General features: G+C 64.3%; 16 protein-coding genes. 7 read left to right on the top strand and 9 right to left on the bottom strand.

All coding sequences use genetic code 11. From position 1 onward, the window contains the following. Positions 1-559: 559 nt before the first annotated feature. From ACT4OC_RS32265 to ACT4OC_RS32225, 9 genes are all read right to left on the bottom strand, one after another. The gene (locus tag ACT4OC_RS32265; RefSeq protein WP_444843117.1) at positions 560-2,089 is read right to left on the bottom strand and encodes a class I adenylate-forming enzyme family protein; all 1,530 of its coding nucleotides are present in this window, start codon (positions 2,087-2,089) and stop codon (positions 560-562) included. Positions 2,090-2,255: 166 nt separating this feature from the next. Next, positions 2,256-3,425: an acetyl-CoA acetyltransferase gene (locus ACT4OC_RS32260; protein ID WP_444843116.1), complete on the bottom strand. Its 1,170-nt coding sequence runs from the start codon at positions 3,423-3,425 to the stop codon at positions 2,256-2,258. A gap of 55 nt (positions 3,426-3,480) precedes the next feature. After that, a complete protein-coding gene (gene eda, locus ACT4OC_RS32255; RefSeq protein WP_444843115.1) occupies positions 3,481-4,131 on the bottom strand; it encodes a bifunctional 4-hydroxy-2-oxoglutarate aldolase/2-dehydro-3-deoxy-phosphogluconate aldolase in 651 nt (216 codons plus the stop codon). Continuing rightward, complete coding sequence (locus ACT4OC_RS32250) at positions 4,128-5,048, bottom strand: sugar kinase (protein ID WP_444843114.1); 921 nt, start codon at positions 5,046-5,048, stop codon at positions 4,128-4,130. The genes eda and ACT4OC_RS32250 overlap by 4 nt, the downstream gene beginning before the upstream one ends. 72 nt (positions 5,049-5,120) lie before the next feature. Next, positions 5,121-6,107, bottom strand: a complete 987-nt coding sequence (gene denD / locus ACT4OC_RS32245; RefSeq protein WP_444843113.1) for a D-erythronate dehydrogenase — start codon at positions 6,105-6,107, stop codon at positions 5,121-5,123. A 171-nt stretch (positions 6,108-6,278) separates the two neighbouring features. Further along, a complete protein-coding gene (locus tag ACT4OC_RS32240) occupies positions 6,279-7,202 on the bottom strand; it encodes a carbohydrate ABC transporter permease (protein ID WP_444843112.1) in 924 nt (307 codons plus the stop codon). Then, positions 7,195-8,154: a carbohydrate ABC transporter permease gene (locus ACT4OC_RS32235; protein ID WP_444843111.1), complete on the bottom strand. Its 960-nt coding sequence runs from the start codon at positions 8,152-8,154 to the stop codon at positions 7,195-7,197. The genes ACT4OC_RS32240 and ACT4OC_RS32235 overlap by 8 nt, the downstream gene beginning before the upstream one ends. Before the next feature lie 78 nt (positions 8,155-8,232). After that, complete coding sequence (locus ACT4OC_RS32230) at positions 8,233-9,552, bottom strand: ABC transporter substrate-binding protein (RefSeq protein ID WP_444843110.1); 1,320 nt, start codon at positions 9,550-9,552, stop codon at positions 8,233-8,235. A 31-nt stretch (positions 9,553-9,583) separates the two neighbouring features. Then, a complete protein-coding gene (locus ACT4OC_RS32225; RefSeq protein ID WP_444843109.1) occupies positions 9,584-10,651 on the bottom strand; it encodes an ABC transporter ATP-binding protein in 1,068 nt (355 codons plus the stop codon). 210 nt (positions 10,652-10,861) lie between these two features. On the opposite strand from ACT4OC_RS32225, the gene ACT4OC_RS32220 reads away from it, so the two are divergent. The 7 genes from ACT4OC_RS32220 (at position 10,862) to ACT4OC_RS32190 (ending at position 17,536) form a co-directional block, all read left to right on the top strand. Then, positions 10,862-11,932 carry a LacI family DNA-binding transcriptional regulator gene (locus ACT4OC_RS32220; RefSeq protein WP_444843108.1) on the top strand — a complete coding sequence of 357 codons (1,071 nt, stop codon included), beginning with the start codon at positions 10,862-10,864 and terminating at the stop codon, positions 11,930-11,932. A gap of 165 nt (positions 11,933-12,097) precedes the next feature. Continuing rightward, a complete protein-coding gene (locus ACT4OC_RS32215; protein ID WP_444843107.1) occupies positions 12,098-13,927 on the top strand; it encodes an IlvD/Edd family dehydratase in 1,830 nt (609 codons plus the stop codon). 114 nt (positions 13,928-14,041) lie between these two features. Continuing rightward, positions 14,042-14,773, top strand: a complete 732-nt coding sequence (locus tag ACT4OC_RS32210; RefSeq protein ID WP_444843106.1) for an SDR family oxidoreductase — start codon at positions 14,042-14,044, stop codon at positions 14,771-14,773. A gap of 25 nt (positions 14,774-14,798) precedes the next feature. Next, positions 14,799-15,545 (top strand): SDR family NAD(P)-dependent oxidoreductase, encoded by a 747-nt coding sequence (locus ACT4OC_RS32205; RefSeq protein ID WP_444843105.1) that lies wholly within the window; start codon positions 14,799-14,801, stop codon positions 15,543-15,545. 103 nt (positions 15,546-15,648) lie between these two features. Further along, positions 15,649-16,041 carry a GFA family protein gene (locus tag ACT4OC_RS32200; RefSeq protein ID WP_444843104.1) on the top strand — a complete coding sequence of 131 codons (393 nt, stop codon included), beginning with the start codon at positions 15,649-15,651 and terminating at the stop codon, positions 16,039-16,041. Positions 16,042-16,387: 346 nt separating this feature from the next. Further along, positions 16,388-17,068, top strand: a complete 681-nt coding sequence (locus ACT4OC_RS32195) for a site-2 protease family protein (protein WP_444843103.1) — start codon at positions 16,388-16,390, stop codon at positions 17,066-17,068. A gap of 48 nt (positions 17,069-17,116) precedes the next feature. Continuing rightward, the gene (locus ACT4OC_RS32190) at positions 17,117-17,536 is read left to right on the top strand and encodes a hypothetical protein (protein ID WP_444843118.1); all 420 of its coding nucleotides are present in this window, start codon (positions 17,117-17,119) and stop codon (positions 17,534-17,536) included. Positions 17,537-17,674 lie beyond the last annotated feature (138 nt).

The raw sequence follows: 17,674 nt of genomic DNA, 5'->3' as shown, positions 1-17,674 counted from the left end.
TGGATAGAGGGCGCGGAGAAGGCCGGGCGCCGGCTGCGCCCGCAGCACCGTGTGCAACGGGTAGTAAAGAACGCACACGGATTTGACAGGTACAGCCAGGACATCCCGACCTTCCCCGCGCAATGGTTTTATGGCTTATACGTGATCTCCCCGGGGAACGGCCTTTCTTGCCCCCGTTGCCCCGCCGGCACAGACCAGCAAGGATAGACGCCAGGGTCGCGGCGCCAGGACCACACGACTTCACCGTCCGCCGCAGCGTTTCGCCCGGCGAGAATGAACCCACCTGACGCCGCAACGGCCCATCGCCACCCGCGCCAACGTGTCGTGACGATCATGATACGTCCCCTCGCGGGGCACGGGATGGGCGGATTATGGCACCGTTTTCCGAAAAATGGAAGTCACGAATTGTTACAGATAATCCGAAATTAGAAGATGCTGAGAGCATTCACGATTTCCGATTTTCTGCGGAGCCTCAGATAGTAGGATGGGTAGAGCTCTTCGCGAAACCCATCACCTTTGTTGCGTATACATGATGGGTTTCGCTTGCGCTCTACCCATCCTACTCCTTCATCATCTCGCGCAGCGCGGTCTTCAAAACCTTGCCGTAATTGTTCTTCGGCAGGGCATCGAGATAGACGTAGCGTTTCGGGCGCTTGAAGCGGGCGATGGAGGCGAGGCAATGGGCGTCGAGCTTGCCGTCATCGGCTACAGCGCCCTCTTCCAGCACGCCGCAGGCGACGATGATCTCGCCCCAGTCGGCGTCGGGCACGCCGATGGCGGAGACTTCGCGTACGTCGGGATGGGTGAGCAGCGCTTCCTCGACCTCGCGCGGATAGATATTGGTGCCGCCGGAGATGATGACGTCCTTGGAGCGGTCGGACAGCGTGAGGAAACCGTCCTCGTCGAGGCGGCCGACGTCGCCGGTGCGCAGCCAGCCGTCCTTCAGCGTCTCGGCATTGGCCTTCGGGTTGTTCCAGTAGCCGAGCATGACGGCGGCGCCCTTGGCTTCGACCTCACCGGTCTCGCCTGCGGGCAAGGGACGTCCGTCCTTGTCGGTGATGCGCACGCGCATCACGCTTTGCGCCGTACCGACGGACGAGAGCCGTTCGAGATAGCGCGGGTGTTCGGTGCGCTTGTGCCAGTCGCGGCCGAGCGCCGTGATGGTCATCGGCGACTCGCCCTGGCCGTAGATCTGCACGAAGCGCTGGCCCATGACGGCGATGGCGTCACGGATGTCGGCGAGATACATCGGCCCGCCGCCATAGATGACGGTGCGCAGCCCCTCGCCGTTCTCGCCGCGCCTCCTGGCGGCATCGACCAGCCGCCGCACCATGGTGGGCGCGGCGAACATCACGACATTGTCGAGCTGGCGGCCGAGGTTGAGCACCTCGTCCGGATCGAAGCCGCCGCTATCAGGCACGACGTGGCGGCCGCCGGCGCGCACGATCGGGAAATTGTAGAGGCCGGCGCCATGGGAAATCGGCGCGGCGTAGACCGCGCAATCATCGGGCGTCGCGTGATCGACGTCGGCCATGTAGCACAGCGACATCGCCATCAGATTGCCGTGGCTGATCATGACGCCCTTGGGGCGGCCGGTGGTGCCTGACGTGTAGAACAGCCAGGCGAGATCGTCGGTCTTGCGCACCAGCGGCGACGGCGGCCCCTCGTCGCTTCGCATGTTCTGAAACTCGCCGCCGTCGATGGAAACCATCTTCATGCCGGCGGGCAGATCGCTCTTGGCCTCGATCAACGCGCCGATGGTGTCGCCGGAGACGAACGCAAGGCTGGCGCCGCCATCGGAGCAGATCCACGCGGCCTCGCGGCCGTGCAGCTTGGCGTTGATGGGGATGGCGACCGCGCCGATCCACCAGATGCCGTAGAGGCATTCGAGATACTGCGTGCAATTGCCGGCGAACAGCGCGACCCGGTCGCCCGGCGCAATGCCGTGGTCGCGCCACAGCGCAGCGCCGATGGAGGCGGCGCGCCGCGCGAACGTCCGGTAGTCGGCGTCGAGATTAAAGCCGGTGAGCAGCGCCGGCGCTTCGGGCCGCGCCCGCGCCGTCGCCGCCAGCCATTCGGCGATGTTCATGGCTTGGGCCTTACGAAATCAGATGCTGTGATTGTAACTCGTCATGCCCGGGCTTGTCCCGGGCATCCACGTTCTTTGGTGCCCCGTGTAAAGAAAGACGTGGATGGCCGGGTCTCTCTTGTTAAAGACGCGCTTCGCGCTTTTTGCCCGGCCATGATGGACTCAATTACTTCGCCGGCTCAAGCACCGAGACGTAATTGGCGACGGCCGCGCCGCCCATGTTGAAGATGCCGCCGAGTTTCGGGTTCGGAAGCTGCATGCCCTCCGGCGCTTGGCCGGCGAGCTGCATCGCGGTCATCACATGCATGGAGACTCCCGTCGCGCCGATCGGATGGCCCTTGGCCTTGAGGCCGCCTGACGGATTGACCGGCAGCTTGCCGTCCTTCTGGGTCCAGCCTTCCTTGATGGCGCGGAAACCCTGCCCCTTCGGCGTCAGGCCCATCGCTTCATATTCGATCAGCTCGGCGACGGTGAAGCAGTCGTGGGTCTCGACGAAGGAGAGATCGGAAAGCGTGACGCCGGCCTTCTGCAGCGCGCGCTGCCAGGCCACCGTGCAACCCTCGAACTGCAAAATGTCGCGCTTGGACATCGGCAGGAAATCCTGGGCATGGGCGGTGGCGCGGAAGTTGATCGCCTTGCCCATGGTCTTCGCGGTCTCGGCATCGGTCAGCACCAGCGCCGCGGCGCCGTCGGAGACCAGCGAGCAGTCGGTGCGCTTCAGGGGACCGGCGACATAGGGGTTCTTCTCGCTCTCGGCACGGCAGAACTCGAAGCCGAAATCCTTGCGCATTTGCGCGAAGGGATTGGCGACGCCGTTCTTGTGGTTCTTGGCGGCGATCATGGCGAGCGCATCGGACTGGTCGCCGTACTTCTGGAAATAGCTCTGCGCGATCTTGCCGAACACGCCGGCAAAGCCGCCGACCGTGTCGCCGTCTTCGGGCAGGTACGAGGCCTTCAGCAGGTTCTTGCCGATCTCGGCCGACGGCGTGCGGGTCATCTGCTCGACGCCGACCACCAGCACGATCTTGGCCGCGCCGCATTCGATGGCGCGGATGCCCTGGTGCACGGCGGCAGATCCCGTGGCGCAGGCGTTCTCGACGCGGGTCGCGGGCTTGAAGCGCAGCGCCGGATCGGCCTGCAGCACCAGCGAGGCGGTGAAGTCCTGCGGGGAGAAGCCGGCGTTGAAATGGCCGAGCACGATCTCGTCAACGTCGGCAGCGGCAATGCCGGCATCGGCCAGCGCCTCATTGGCGACCTTGACGACGAGGCTTTCAACGGTCTCGGCGTCGAACTTCCCGAAGGGCGTGTGCGCCCATCCTACGATGCTGGCAGTCATGGCATTTCTCCCGAAATAGGCTCGGGAGGATATGTAGCCTATCGGCGGGCGGACTTCACGCCGGTTTCAGCGATTTCATGGTCCGATCGCACATGGCGGTTATGCCGGCCCAGTTGCCGGCGCGGATATCGGCGGCGGGACAGAGCCAGGAACCGCCGACGCAGAGCACGTTGGGCTCGGCCAGCCAGGTCGCGGCATTGGCCTCGCCGATGCCGCCGGTCGGGCAGACCCGGATGTGCGGGAACGGCCCCGCCAGCGCCCGCAATGCCCTAATACCGCCGGCCTGCTCGGCCGGGAAGAATTTGACGACGTCAAAGCCTGCGGCCAACGCCTGCATCAGCTCGGAGGCCGTCGCGATGCCCGGCGCGAACGGCAGATCGCCGGCGGCGGCGGCTTTCAGCAGCTCGGGCGTCGCACCGGGGCTGATGCCGAATTTGGCGCCGAGCGCCTTGGCGCGCGCGAAGTCGTCCGCGTTGAGGATGGTGCCGATACCGACGATGGCGTCCGGCACTTCGGCGATGATAGCCTTGGCCGCGGCGACGGCCGCGTCGGTGCGCAGTGTCACCTCCAGCGTGCGCACGCCACCGGCCACCAGCGCCTTCGCCAGCGGAACGGCGTGCTCCACCTCCTCGATGGTCAGCACCGGGATCACCACCGCCTGCTTGAAGAGCGCGGCCAGTTTTGCCTGTTTTGGTAACGCAGTCATTGGGCAACCTTTGCGGGCGCGGGCATCGCCTCGCGCGGAATGATGGCGCCGGGATAGCACACCACGACGCCGGCGAGATGGTGTCCGGCGCAAGCGGCGGCAATGGGGTCGGCGCCGGTCAGCCGGGCCGCGAGATAGGCGGCGGCGAAACTGTCGCCGGCGGCCGTGGTGTCCACCACGGGCTTTGCCGGCGGCTCGGCCCTCACCTCCTCGGCGGCGCCCTTGAAGCGCACGATGCTCGCGGGCTCGGCGAGTTTCAGCACGGCCTCGAGGCTGACGATGCGCGCCAGCAAGGCCTCGTTGGTTTCACCTGGCCAGAGCGGCAGCAGGTCTTCGCTCGAGGCGAGCGCGATATCGGCGGTCTCGAAAGCCTGCGTAAAGACGCGGCGCGCGACGTCGAGATCGGGCCAGCCGCGGGCGCGAAAGTTGGTGTCGAAGGCGACGCGCGTTCCTTCCTGGCGCGCGCGGGAGAGCGCGGCAAACAGCCTTGCGCGGCCCTCCTCGCCGTAGATCGACAGCGTGATCGCCGAGAAATAGACGGCGTGGTAGGCGGCGAGCGAATTCAGGATGACGCCGGTCTGCGGCAAGTCCATCAAGAGCCGCGCGGCCGCGCTTTCGCGCCAGTGGAAGAAGCGCCGCTCGCCGCCGGCGTCGGTTTCGATCATGTAGAGACCCGGCAGCTTGCCGGGCACGCGCGCCACCTTGGAGGTGTTGACGCCCTCCGCCTGCCAGCCCGCGATCATCTCCTCGCTGAGGGAGTCATCGCCGAGCGCGGTGATGTAGTCGGTGGCGATGCCGAGGCGCGAGAGGTAAACGGCGGTATTGAGCGTGTCGCCGCCAAAGCCGCGCGAGTAAAACCCGCCCGGCGCCTGCCTGAGCTCGATCATGCATTCGCCGATACAGGCGACCTTGGTCATCTCATCCGCTTAGCGTCGTTGCTTGCGCATGACCTTGTCCAAAAACCGGTGCCCACTTTTCGGGGTCATGCGCTAGGCGGCAAACTTCCCGCCGAGTTCATCCTCTATATGGATACGGATGATGTCGTCAAAGGTCTTCTCGGCCGTGGTGAAGCCGAGCCTGGCCGCCCGGTCGGTGGAAAAATTGCGCGGCCAGCCGTCGACGATGCCGATGATGGCGGGATCGGGCACGCGCTTGATGCGGGAGACCACGTTCTTGCCCGCAACGCGCTCCAGCGCAGCGATCTGCTCGCCGACGGTGACGGAAAGGCCGGGCATCGAGACATTGCGGCGCGCGCCGACCGTGCCCAGATCCATGGTGCCGGCGTGGAGCAGGAAGCCGACCGCCGATTTCGGCGTGGCGTGCCAGTGGCGGACGTCCTCGGAGACCGGCAGCACGGCCTCCTGGCCCGCCAGCGGCTCGCGGATGATGTTGGAGAAGAAGCCGGACGCGGCCTTGTTCGGCTTGCCCGGCCGCACGCAGATGGTGGGCAGGCGGATGCTGATGCCGTCCAGCATGCCCTTGCGGGTGTAGTCGTTGATCAGGAGCTCGCAGATCAGCTTTTGCGTGCCGTAGCTGGTCAGCGGCGTGTGGAAGAATTCGTCGCCGATCTTTTCCGGGAACGGCGCCCCGAACACCGCGATCGAGGACGTGAAGACCAGGCGCGGCTTGTAGCCGCCGCCGGCGTGGCGGATCGCCTCGATCAGGTAGCGCGTACCGTCGAGATTGATGCGGTAGCCCTTGTCGAACTCCGCCTCCGCCTCGCCCGAGACGATGGCGGCGAGATGGAAGATCACCTCGGGGCGGTCGGCGAGCAGGCCGGGCGCCGCGCCCGCATCGGCAAAATCGGAGGCGACCACCTTGACCGGCATCGGCGCCTTCGCCGGTTTCTCCGGCGCAACGACGTCCTGCAGGGTCATGCCGGAAATTTCGCGGTCACCCAGGCGGCCGTCCTTCAGCAGGCGCTCCGTCAGCTTGCGGCCGACCATGCCGGCCGCACCGAGGATCAGTACGTGCAAGACCCTACTCCTTCTTGGTCGTCCCGGCCTTGAGCCGGGACCCATACGCCGCGGCCGATGTTGTCAAGACGGGATGGTTGACGGCTTCGTTTCAACAATGGTCGCCGGTGATTATGGGTGCCTGCTTTCGCAGGGACGACAGCTATTGTCATATTGATTGTGGGCGCCCGCTCACTCTTTGACGGCGCCGGTCATCGCCGACACATAGTGCTCGACGAAGAAGGCATAGAGGATGACGAGCGGCAGCGAGCCAGCCAGCGCGCCCGCCATCAGCGAGCCCCAGCGATAGACGTCGCCGTCGACGAACACGTTGACGATCGCCACCGGCACGGTCTTGTTCTGCACCGATTGCAGGAAGGTCAGCGCGTAGATGAACTCGTTCCAGCACAGCGTGAAGCAGAAGATGAAGGCCGAGATCAGCCCGGGCACCGCCAGCGGCAGCACGATCTTGATCAGGATCTGCCAGCGGCTGGCGCCGTCGATCAGCGCGCACTCCTCCAGCTCGAACGGGATGGTCTTGAAATAGCCCATCAACAGCCAGGTCGAGAACGGGATCAGGATGGTCGGATAGGTCAGGATCAGCGCCAGCGGCGAATCGAACAGGCCGTACTGGAACACGACGGTGGCGAGCGGGATGAACAGGATCGACGGCGGCACCAGGTAAGCGAGGAAAATCAGGCCGCCGACCATGTTGGCGCCCTTGTAGCGCAGCCGCACGATGGCGTAGGCGGCGAGCACGGATGCGACGATCGAAAGGATGGTGGAGGCGACCGCCACATACATCGTGTTCCACAGCCACAGCGGATAGTGGCTGTCGAACAGGAGCTTGTAGAAATGCTTGAAGGTCGGATTCCAGGTCCAGAACGGTGAGTAGGTCTCCATGTCCAGCAGCTGCGAATCCGGCTTCACCGCCGTCAGCGCCATCCAGTAGAACGGGAACAGCAGCACGAACACGATGATCGACAGCGGCAGATAGAGCGTCACCATCCGGCGCGGCACCGACTGCAGATAGCTCATGCCCTCGCTGTGGTCTTCCTTCACGGAAGCCGTCAGCACACCCTTGAGGTTGACGTGTGTGGTCGGGAGATCAGTCATTGTTTTCTCCCTGCTGCCATTTGCGGCGCTGCAGACCGAACCAGGAGATCATGATGGCGGCGAGCAGGAACGGGATCATGGCGCTCGCGATCGCCGCGCCCTCGCCGAGCTGGCCGCCGATGATCGCGCGCTGATAGGACAACGTCGCCATCAGGTGCGTCGCGTTCACCGGGCCGCCGCGGGTCATCGCCCAGATCAGCTGGAAGTCGGTGAAGGTGAACAGCACCGAGAAGGTCATCACGACCGCGATGATCGGCGTCAGCAAGGGATAGGTGATGTGGCGGAACATCTGCCAGCGCGTCGCGCCGTCGAGCGTCGCCGCCTCGTAGAGCGAGGGCGAGACCGTCTGCAGGCCCGCGAGCAGCGTGATCGCCACGAAAGGCACGCCGCGCCAGATGTTGGCGAAGATCACGCAGATCCGCGCCCAGGTCGTGTCGCCGAGGAAGTTGATGTTCTGGCTGATGAGGCCGAGCTGCTTGAGCGACCACGATATGATGGAAAACTGCGAGTCGAATATCCACCAGAACGCCAGCGCCGAAAGCACCGTGGGCACGATGAAGGGGATCAGCACCATGGCGCGCAACATCGCCTTGAACGGCATGTTCTCGTTGAGCAGCAGCGCGAGATAGAGGCCGATGCCGAATTTGATGGCGCTGGCGAGGAAGGTGTAGAGCAGCGTGTTGAACACCGACAGCCAGAACACCCCGTCGTCCCACAGCCACTCGTAGTTTTCGTAGCCGATGAACTGACCGACCCTGCCGATCTTGGTGTCGGTGAAGGACAGCCAGATACCCAGGCCCAGCGGATAGGCCAGGAACAGGATCAGGAAGGCCATCGCCGGCACCATGAACCAGAAGCCCAACCAGTTGCTGTTGTGCTTGAGCTGGTCCCACGCAGTCGCTTCGCGAAGCTGCGATTTGGCTTTTGCCGGCGCGAGTGCAATGTCAGCCATGAGCCAAATTCCCTGGCGGTGTCGTTTCTGGTTGGATTGGGAACGGGCGGCGGACAGCCGCCGCCCGTTCCGCGTTCGTTACCGGTAGATGCGCTTCAGCTGCCGCTCGGCTTCCGCCATGGCGGTCTTGGCATCCTTGGTGCCGGTGCAGTAGTTGGCGAACATGTCGACCACGATGAAGTCGGCGATCGCGGTCGCCGCCTTCTCGCCGACCTTGCCGATGCCGGAGGCCGGCAGCGAGCGCTTGGAGGCCTGGGCGAACACCGCATTCTTCGGATCGGCGGTCCAGACCGGCGAATTTTCGTAGGCGTTCAGCGTGTGGGACAGGTAGCCGCGCGAACCGGTCAGCCACTTGTCGAAATTTTCCTTCTCCAGCATGAAGGCGACGAAGGCCTTTGCTGCGTTCGGATATTTCGTGAAGTTGAACGCCAGGATCGGAACGGTGAGCTGCAGCTCGGTCGGCTTGCCGATCGGACCGACCGGATACAGCGCGTGCTGGGTATCCGCGGTGATCTCCTTCTTGGTCGGGTCATCCTTGGCTGCGACGTAGATCGAGATGCCGTTCGCGGTGCAGTACAACTCACCTGCAAGGTAGGCCTTGTTGTTGGACGAGTCGTTCCACGACGCCGTACCCGGAATAAAGGTCTCGGAAAGCGCCTTGACGTATTCCAGCGCCTTGGCGGTCTCCGGCGAGTTGATGATGACCTTGTCGTCCTTGTCGACGGTCCAGGCGTTGTGGCCCCACAGCATCCAGTGCAGCCAGCCGTTGGCGTCGCCCGAGGCATGGCCGAGCGCGAAGCCGGCCGGCGTGTTGTTTTTCTTCAGCGCCTTGCACAGCTCGAGGAAGCTCGGAAAGTCCTTCGGGAATTCCTTGAAGCCGGCCTTGTCGGTCGCCGACTTGCGGTAGGTCATGTAGCCGCCGATGGTGGCGACGGGAATGCCGAGCCAGTCATTGCCCTGCTTGCAGGTGAGCGCCGCCGCATCGGTCCAGCCGCCGTACTTCTTGCCGAGGTAATCGGCAACGTCGTTCATCTTCAGGACCTTGGTGGGGAAGAGCTGCGGCAGCGTATGCAGGCCCCACACCATGTCGAGGCCCGAACCGGTGTTGGCCGAGACCGAGGCCTTCGGCTGCACGTCCTCGAACGCCTCGCTGAACACGTTCATCTGAACGCCGGTTGCGCTCTGGAATGCGGCGACCATGGCGTTGAACGCCTCGTCTTCCGCCGGCACGAAGCGCTTCCAGCGCATCACGGTCAGCTTGGCGCCGGATTCCGGCTTGAAGGGCGCGGCCTGCGCCCAGGCCTTGGCGAAATCGAAGAGCGCAGGTCCGGTCAGGGCACCGGCCGCCGCCAGTGCCGTACCGCCCTGCAGAAGCGAGCGGCGGGTAAACTCGTTCATGGTCGTTCCTCCTTGGTAGTATTTTTTATGTTCAACTATTCAGTCGCTTGCCGGTGGTCTCGTCGAACAGATGCACGAGCGTCGGGTCCGGCTTGAGCCGTACCTTGTCGCCCGGACTGAATTGGTGGCGCTCGCGGAACACGGCGACGACCTGCTCGCCGCCCAATTTTGCGAACACCTGGGTTTCCGAGCCGGTCGGCTCGACCACGATGATCTCGGCCTCCGCGCCGTCGTCGGCGATAGTGAAGTGCTCGGGGCGCACGCCATAGACCACCGGCTTGCCGTCGGAATTGCCCGGCGCCCTTGCGAGCGGCAGCTTGACGCCGTTCGGCCCTTCGAACGTGGCCGCGCCGTTCACCTGCAGCCTTCCTTTCAGGAAATTCATCGCCGGCGAGCCGATGAAGCCGGCGACGAACTGATTGTCCGGCGTGTCGTACAGCTCCAGCGGCGAGCCCATCTGCTCGACGATGCCGTCATGCATCACCACGATCTTGTCCGCCATGGTCATGGCCTCGATCTGGTCGTGGGTGACGTAGACGGTGGTGGTCTTCAGCCGCTGGTGCAGCTCCTTGATCTCGGTGCGCATGGCCACGCGCAGCTTGGCGTCGAGGTTGGAGAGCGGCTCGTCGAACAGGAACACCTGGGGATCGCGCACGATGGCGCGGCCCATGGCGACGCGCTGGCGCTGGCCGCCGGACAACTGCCGCGGATAGCGCTCCAGCAGCGGCGTCAGCGCGAGAATTTCCGCAGCGCGCTTGACGCGGGTGTTGATCTCTTCCTGCCGGGCGCCGCGCAGCTTGAGCGAAAAACCCATGTTGTCAGACACCGTCATGTGCGGATAGAGCGCGTAGTTCTGGAACACCATGGCAATGTCCCGCTCCTTGGGCTGGACATTGTTGACGATGCGCTCGCCGATCGAAATGGTGCCGGAGGTGATGTTCTCGAGGCCGGCGAGCATGCGCAGCAGGGTGGACTTGCCGCAGCCGGAGGGGCCGACCAGAACGACGAACTCGCCATCCTCGATCGGGATCGTCACGCCGTGCAGCACCTCGAAGCTGCCGAACGATTTGCGCACGTCGCGAATTTGGACCGACGACATCCAAGTCCCTCCCTAAGATTGGCCCGGCGATTTCCGTCACCGCCGCGACCGCTTCGTTCTTGTTATGGCTCCGCGGGTCCGCGCGAGCCTGGTGGGCCGCGGACATAGTCCGCAGTTTGAGCGGCTTTGGCAATCGGTTGAATAGCCGCGGCTTGGTAGCGCTGTCAATAGTTCTTTGTCCGCGGGGCTCATTGTGGTATGAGCGCGAACATGGCGCGGAAACGTACAAAGCCAGGCAAGATCCGTCTCACTGAAGTGGCGAAACTCGCCGGAGTGAGCCCGATCACCGCATCGCGTTTCTTCCGCACACCCGAAGCGCTCTCCATCAACAAGCGCGTGCGGGTCGAAAGTGCGGCCAAAGAGCTCGGTTACGTGCCCAATCTTGCGGCACGGGCGCTGGCCTCGCAGCGCACCGAGGTGATCGGTGTCCTGATCCCCTCGCTGACCAACAACGTGTTCTCCGACGTGCTGCGCGGCATCTACGATGCGGTGGACGGCAGCCGCTACACCATTCAGCTTGCGAATACGCGCTACTCCATCCTGCAGGAGGAAAAGCTGCTGCGCGTGTTCCTGGCGCAGAAGCCGGCCGGGCTGATCGTCACCGGCATCGACCAGACGCCGGAATCGCGCTCGCTGATGGAAGCGGCCGACTGCCCGATCGTGCAGCTGATGGAAATCGGCGATCACCCGGTCGACATGATGATCGGTTTTTCCCATGCGGATGCTTGCCACGCAGCGATTTCGCACTTGCTCGACCAGGGCTGCCGCCGGATCGCGTTCCTCGGCGCGCGCATGGATCCGCGGGTGCAGCGCCGCTTCCTCGGTTACCAGCAGGCCATGAAGGAAGCCGGCCTCACCGATCCCCGCCTCGTGGTGACGACGCCGCTGCCGACGTCGGTCACGCTCGGCGGCACGCTGTTTGCCGATTTGCTGGCGAAGGCACCGGATACCGATGCGGTATTCTGTGCCAATGACGACCTTGCGCTAGGCGTGCTCTTCGAGTGCCGGCGACGGCAGATCTCGGTTCCCGAGCAGATGCTGATCTCGGGCTTCAACGACCTCGAATTCATGGGCGCTGCCGTTCCCACCCTCACCAGCGTGCGCACCAACCGGTACGAAATGGGCAGAAGTTCTGCCACGATGGTGATCGAGGCGATCGAGGGCCGGCGTCCGGAACAGAAGATCGTCGACCTCGGATACACCGTGATGGTGCGCCAGAGCTCGGTCCGCCCGGGCCATAGCGGTCGCGCCGCTGCCGAACAGCAAAGCGCGGCCGAATAAGACAATATGATAGCGCAATCATATCGCTTGCACTAAGGTCCGGCGCAAAGGCTGCGCGGAAAGCGGCCGGCCGCGGAGTTTGTCAGGTGCACGATTTTGCGCTTGGGTCAGCGCTGCGGTTCAAAACGACGCGCCGGCGTACTTTGCATTGCGGGAGAGAAACGTATGAACAAGAGCCACGGCAACGGTCAGGACAAATCGGCAGGCGGCAAGGGCCGCAAACTCCGCTCCACCGAGTGGTTCAACAATCCGCACAATCCCGGCATGACCGCGCTCTACCTGGAGCGCTACCTCAATTACGGCCTGACCCGCGAGGAACTGCAGTCCGGCAAGCCGATCATCGGCATCGCCCAGACCGGCAACGACCTCTCCCCCTGCAACCGGCACCACCTCGATCTCGCCAAGCGCGTGCGCGAGGGCATCCGCGCCGCAGGCGGCATCGCCATGGAGTTTCCCACCCATCCGATCCAGGAGACGGGCAAGCGCCCGACCGCAGCCCTCGACCGCAACCTCGCCTATCTCGGGCTGGTCGAAATCCTGTTCGGCTATCCCCTCGACGGCGTGGTGCTGACCACCGGCTGCGACAAGACCACGCCCGCCTGCCTGATGGCGGCAGCCACCGTGAACCTGCCCGCCATCGTGCTGTCGGGCGGGCCGATGCTGAACGGCTGGCACAAGGGCGAGCGCACCGGCTCCGGCACCATCGTCTGGAAGGCGCGCGAGCAGCTCGCTGCTGGAGAGATCGACTACGAGGGGTTCATCAACCTGGTGGCCTCCTCGACGCCATCCGTCGGCCACTGCAACACCATGGGCACGGCCTCCACCATGAACTCGCTGGCTGAAGCGCTCGGCATGTCCCTGCCCGGCTGCGCGGCGATCCCGGCGCCGCACCGCGAGCGCGGCCAGATCGCCTATGAGACCGGCAAGCGGATCGTCGAGATGGTGTGGGAGGACCTGAAACCCTCCGACATCCTGACGCGCAAGGCCTTCGAGAACTGCATCGCCGTCAATTCGGCGATCGGCGGCTCGACCAACGCGCCGATCCACATCAACGCGCTGGCGCGCCATATCGGCGTGCAGCTTGACATCGACGACTGGCAGAAGCACGGGCTCGACGTGCCGCTGCTGGTCAACATGCAGCCGGCCGGCCTCTATCTCGGCGAGGAGTATCACCGCGCCGGCGGCGTGCCGGCGGTGGTACGCGAGCTGATGCAGCACAAGCGCATCCACGAGGACGCGCTTACCGTCAACGGCCGCACCATGGGCGAGAACTGCCGCGAGGCGCCGCCGCCCGACGGCGACGTGATCTGGAGCTACGACAAGCCGCTGGTGAAGGATGCCGGCTTCGCCGTGCTGCGCGGCAATCTGTTCGATTCCGCGATCATGAAGACCAGCGTGATCTCGAAGGAATTCCGCGATCGCTATCTCAGCAACCCGAAGGAGCCGAACGCGTGGGAAGGCCGCGCCATCGTGTTCGAGGGCCCGGAGGACTATCACGACCGCATCGACGATCCCTCGCTTGGCATCGACGAGCACTGCATGCTGTTCATCCGCGGCGCCGGCCCGATCGGCTATCCCGGCGGCGCCGAAGTGGTGAACATGCAGCCGCCGGCGGCGCTGATCAAACGCGGCATCCTGGCCCTGCCCTGCATCGGCGACGGAAGGCAATCCGGCACGTCTGGCTCGCCCTCGATCCTCAACGCTTCGCCGGAAGCTGCCGCCAATGGCGGGCTCGCCATCCTCAAGACCGGCGACCGGGTGCGCATCGACCTCAACAAGGGCAGCGCCAACATTCTCATCTCCGACGACGAGGTGAAGCAGCGCCACGCCGAGCTGACCGCGCAAGGGGGCTTCCGCTTCCCGCCGAACCAGACGCCGTGGCAGGAGATCTACCGCAACACCGTCGGCCAGCAGGCCACCGGCGCCTGCATGGAGCTCGCCACGCGCTACCAGAACATCGCCGGCACGGTCGGCGTGGCGCGGGATAACCATTAGAAATCCAACTCGTCATTGCCGGGCTTGACCCGGCAATCCATCGCTCTTGCGAAGAAGATGGATACGCGGGTCAAGCCCGCGTATGACCACTGAAGAAATCTCAGGGAGAACTGAATGTCAGACCGCCTGAAGGGCAAACGCGCCGTTGTCACCGCAGCGGCCGCGGGCATTGGACGGGCCTGCGCCGTCGCGTTCGCGCGGGAGGGTGCCACGGTGATCGCGACCGATATCGATGAAAACGGCCTCGCGACCTTGCCTAAGGAAGGCATCGCCGAGACCGCGCGGCTCGACGTCCGTTCTACGGCCGACGTCGACGCCTTCGCCGGGCGCGTCGGCAAGATCGATGTCCTGCTCAACGCGGCGGGCTTCGTCCATCACGGCACCATCCTGGAATGTTCGGAGCAGGACTGGGATTTCTCGTTCGACCTCAACGTCAAGTCCATGCACCGGACCATCAAGGCGTTCCTGCCGGCGATGCTGGCGGGCGGAGGCGGCAGCATCATCAACATCTCGTCCTGCGCGGCGCTGCGACCGCCGGCCAACCGCTATGTCTACAGCGCCTCCAAAGCGGCGGTCTCGCTGCTCTCACGCTCGATCGCGCTCGACTTCATCAACCAGGGCGTCCGCTGCAACAGCATCTGCCCCGGCACGGTGGAAACGCCCTCGATGCTGCAGCGCGCCGCCGCGGCCGGTCCGGACGGGCGCGAAAAATTCGTCTCTCGCCAGAAGATGGGCCGGCTGGGCACCGCGGAGGAAATCGCCGCCATGGCCGTGTATCTCGCCAGCGACGAAAGTGCATTCACCACCGGCGTCGACCTCGTCGTCGACGGCGGCTACATGCTCTGACATCCACTCGACCGGGATTTCCAACATGAACAAGATCGATCTCGACAACCGCTGCGCCGTCGTCACCGGCGGTGCGCAGGGCTTCGGCAAAGCCATCGCCGAGCGCTTCGTCGCCTCCGGCGCCAGGGTCGCAATCTGGGATCACGACCATGCGCTGGCGGAAAAGACCGCCAAGGCGATCGGCCCTGCCGTCACCGCGATCAAGGTCGACGTCACCGATCTCGCCGCGGTGGAGAAAGCCCGCGATGCGACGCTCGCCGCCTTCGGCAAGATCGACATCCTCGTCAACAATGCCGGCATCGCCGGCGTCAACAAGACGGTGTGGGAGACCGACCTCGACGAGTGGCGCAAGGTGCTGCGCATCAACCTCGACGGCCCCTTCATTTGTTGCAAGGCGGTGGTGCCGGCCATGCTGACGCAGAAGTACGGCCGCATCGTCAACATCGCCTCCATCGCCGGCAAGGAAGGCAATCCGAACGCCGCGCATTATTCCTCCTCCAAGGCCGGCCTGATCGCGCTGACCAAGTCGCTCGGCAAGGAGCTCGCCGCGCACGACATCCTCGTCAATGCAGTGACGCCGGCCGCGGCCAGGACCGCGATCTTCGATCAGATGACGCAGCAGCACATCGACTTCATGCTGTCGAAGATCCCGAAGAACCGCTTCGTGCTGGTCGAGGAGCTGGCCTCGATGGTGGCGTGGCTGGCGTCGGAGGATTGCGCGTTCTCGACGGGAGCGGTGTTCGATATTTCCGGCGGCCGGGCGACGTATTAAGCCGTCATTGCGAGCGAAGCGAAGCAATCCACCTATCCCCGCGCGGAACCATGGATTGCTTCGTCGCTATCGCTCCTCGCAATGACGAAGAAGGAGCCAGATCATGACCCGACAAGGCGGATGCCTGTGCGGCGCGGTGCGCTTCAAGGCCGAGGGCGAGCCGCTCAATGTGCGCATCTGCCATTGCCGCAACTGCCAGAAGGCGATGGGCTCGCCGTTCTTTGCGCGCGCGCTGTTTCCGCAGAGCGCGCTGAGCGTCGAGGGCGAGACCTCGCGTTACCCGACCTCGGCGAGGCTCGAGCGGGTGTTCTGCACGAAATGCGGGACGCGGCTGTTCGGCTGGCGCACCGACGGCACGGCAGCCGGCGTGGCGCTGGCGGCGTTCGACGACCGTAACGCCTTTCGCCCGACCGAACACATCTGGCTGTCCGAGAAGATGGACTGGGTGCGGATCGACGACGGGCTAAAGCAATACGAGGAGTCGGTGCCGCAATAGTCCGTCGCCCCGGCGCAGGCCAGGCGCAGGCCGGGGCATCGCCTCGAATATTGGTTGCTGAAACCAGCTGGAGCTCTAGTCCGGCTTAACCACACGCATTCGCGGCCATGGGTCCCGGCTTTCCAGGCCGTGTAAAAACCCGCGCATCGCGATTCGCGCTAGAATCTAATTCTATCGCGAGTGGGAAGAGAAGATCGAATACATCGCGAACGCCAGACAAAATCGCTCGCATAGTATTCTGTTCTATCGAAGCTCGCGGTCTTTGAGTTTTTACACGGCCTGTTTCGCCGGGACGACCTAGGGTGCTAACCTGACGCCGAACGCGCAAAGTCCCGGGGCATCCCTATTGAATATCTCGCTATACGGCGTTTCGGTGTGGGTGCTGCCGCTCCTCTTCGCCATCACCTTTCACGAGGCCGCCCATGGCTTTGTCGCCTGGCGGCTCGGCGACGATACCGCCAAGCAGCTCGGCCGCGTCAGCTTCAATCCGCTGCGCCATATCGATCCCTTTGGTACCGTGATCCTGCCGGGCGTGCTGCTGATGGCCCAGTCGCCGTTCCTGTTCGGCTATGCCAAGCCGGTGCCGGTGAATTTCCGCAATCTCAACAATCCCCGGCTCGACATGGTCTGGGTGGCGCTGGCAGGTCCCGCCACCAACATCCTGCTGGCTCTGGCGGCGGCGACCGCCTTCCATGCCATGCCCTGGGTGCCGGCGGACTATGCCAAATGGACCGCGGATAATTTGAAAAACTCGCTTATCATCAATGCGGTGCTGGCGGTTTTTAACATGATGCCAATACCGCCTTTGGACGGCGGGCGGGTCGCGGTCGGGCTGCTGCCGAACTTTATTGCGTACCCGCTGGCCCGGCTCGAACCCTACGGCATGCTGATTTTGATCGGGGCCCTCATTTTTCTGCCATTGCTCGGCGGCCAACTCGGTCTAAATCTTGATGTTATCTCGACGATACTGCGGACGCTGACTGGCTACGTGCTGACCGCCGTTCTATTCCTGACAGGCAACACGTAAGCTCGCCGGGAACCCAAACTGAGGGCAAGATTGGCCAAAGCCGCAGACATGTTGATCGCAAGACGGGCCGATACGCGGGCACGGGCGGACTTTGCGACCTGGAAGATGATGGCGAAGCTGAACGGGGCGTCGGCGCTGCCGCAGCATGCCCAGGACTTCCTGCTCGCCTACCAGAAGTTCCTCAAGCAGATGACGGAGGCGGACGCGAGCGAGGCCACGATCGCGCAGATGTACCGCAGCTACTATGCCGAGATGGGCGGCGGCGGCGCGCCGCCCGATATCCCCGCGCGCCAGAGCGAGCCGGCCCCCGACAACGTCACCGCCTTCCGCCGCCCGGCCCCGAAGCCGAAGCCGAAGCCGGCCGCCTCCTATCCGTCGGGCCAGGCCACCAAGCCGCGATTGCCGGTGGCCCTGATCTTCATCTGCCTCGTCGTGGTTTACGTCGGCATCCGGTATTTGTGGCAATAGAACGCCGGAATCCGTAGGGCGGATTAGTACTACTGAGTCAAGCGGTCGCAGTCTTTGGGGCTGAGAATCAAGTAATTGAGGAGATTCACTATTTGGCACGTGGAGGGCCAGATGAATCTCGATCAGAGCGAAGCACGG

This window comes from Bradyrhizobium sp. (assembly GCF_052389815.1).
GTDB lineage: Bacteria > Pseudomonadota > Alphaproteobacteria > Rhizobiales > Xanthobacteraceae > Bradyrhizobium.
Note: the sequence above shows the minus strand (reverse complement) of the source record. Positions and strands in the feature narration are given on the sequence as shown.

What these genes read in the sequence shown, in the direction of transcription:
- ACT4OC_RS32265 (WP_444843117.1), bottom strand. Translation starts at nt 2,089, where the DNA reads ATGAACATCGCCGAATGGCTGGCGGCGACGGCGCGGGCGCGGCCCGAA.
- ACT4OC_RS32260 (WP_444843116.1), bottom strand. Translation starts at nt 3,425, where the DNA reads ATGACTGCCAGCATCGTAGGATGGGCGCACACGCCCTTCGGGAAGTTC.
- eda (WP_444843115.1), bottom strand. Translation starts at nt 4,131, where the DNA reads ATGACTGCGTTACCAAAACAGGCAAAACTGGCCGCGCTCTTCAAGCAG.
- ACT4OC_RS32250 (WP_444843114.1), bottom strand. Translation starts at nt 5,048, where the DNA reads ATGACCAAGGTCGCCTGTATCGGCGAATGCATGATCGAGCTCAGGCAG.
- ACT4OC_RS32240 (WP_444843112.1), bottom strand. Translation starts at nt 7,202, where the DNA reads ATGACTGATCTCCCGACCACACACGTCAACCTCAAGGGTGTGCTGACG.
- ACT4OC_RS32235 (WP_444843111.1), bottom strand. Translation starts at nt 8,154, where the DNA reads ATGGCTGACATTGCACTCGCGCCGGCAAAAGCCAAATCGCAGCTTCGC.
- ACT4OC_RS32230 (WP_444843110.1), bottom strand. Translation starts at nt 9,552, where the DNA reads ATGAACGAGTTTACCCGCCGCTCGCTTCTGCAGGGCGGTACGGCACTG.
- ACT4OC_RS32225 (WP_444843109.1), bottom strand. Translation starts at nt 10,651, where the DNA reads ATGTCGTCGGTCCAAATTCGCGACGTGCGCAAATCGTTCGGCAGCTTC.
- ACT4OC_RS32220 (WP_444843108.1), top strand. Translation starts at nt 10,862, where the DNA reads ATGGCGCGGAAACGTACAAAGCCAGGCAAGATCCGTCTCACTGAAGTG.
- ACT4OC_RS32215 (WP_444843107.1), top strand. Translation starts at nt 12,098, where the DNA reads ATGAACAAGAGCCACGGCAACGGTCAGGACAAATCGGCAGGCGGCAAG.
- ACT4OC_RS32210 (WP_444843106.1), top strand. Translation starts at nt 14,042, where the DNA reads ATGTCAGACCGCCTGAAGGGCAAACGCGCCGTTGTCACCGCAGCGGCC.
- ACT4OC_RS32205 (WP_444843105.1), top strand. Translation starts at nt 14,799, where the DNA reads ATGAACAAGATCGATCTCGACAACCGCTGCGCCGTCGTCACCGGCGGT.
- ACT4OC_RS32200 (WP_444843104.1), top strand. Translation starts at nt 15,649, where the DNA reads ATGACCCGACAAGGCGGATGCCTGTGCGGCGCGGTGCGCTTCAAGGCC.
- ACT4OC_RS32190 (WP_444843118.1), top strand. Translation starts at nt 17,117, where the DNA reads ATGTTGATCGCAAGACGGGCCGATACGCGGGCACGGGCGGACTTTGCG.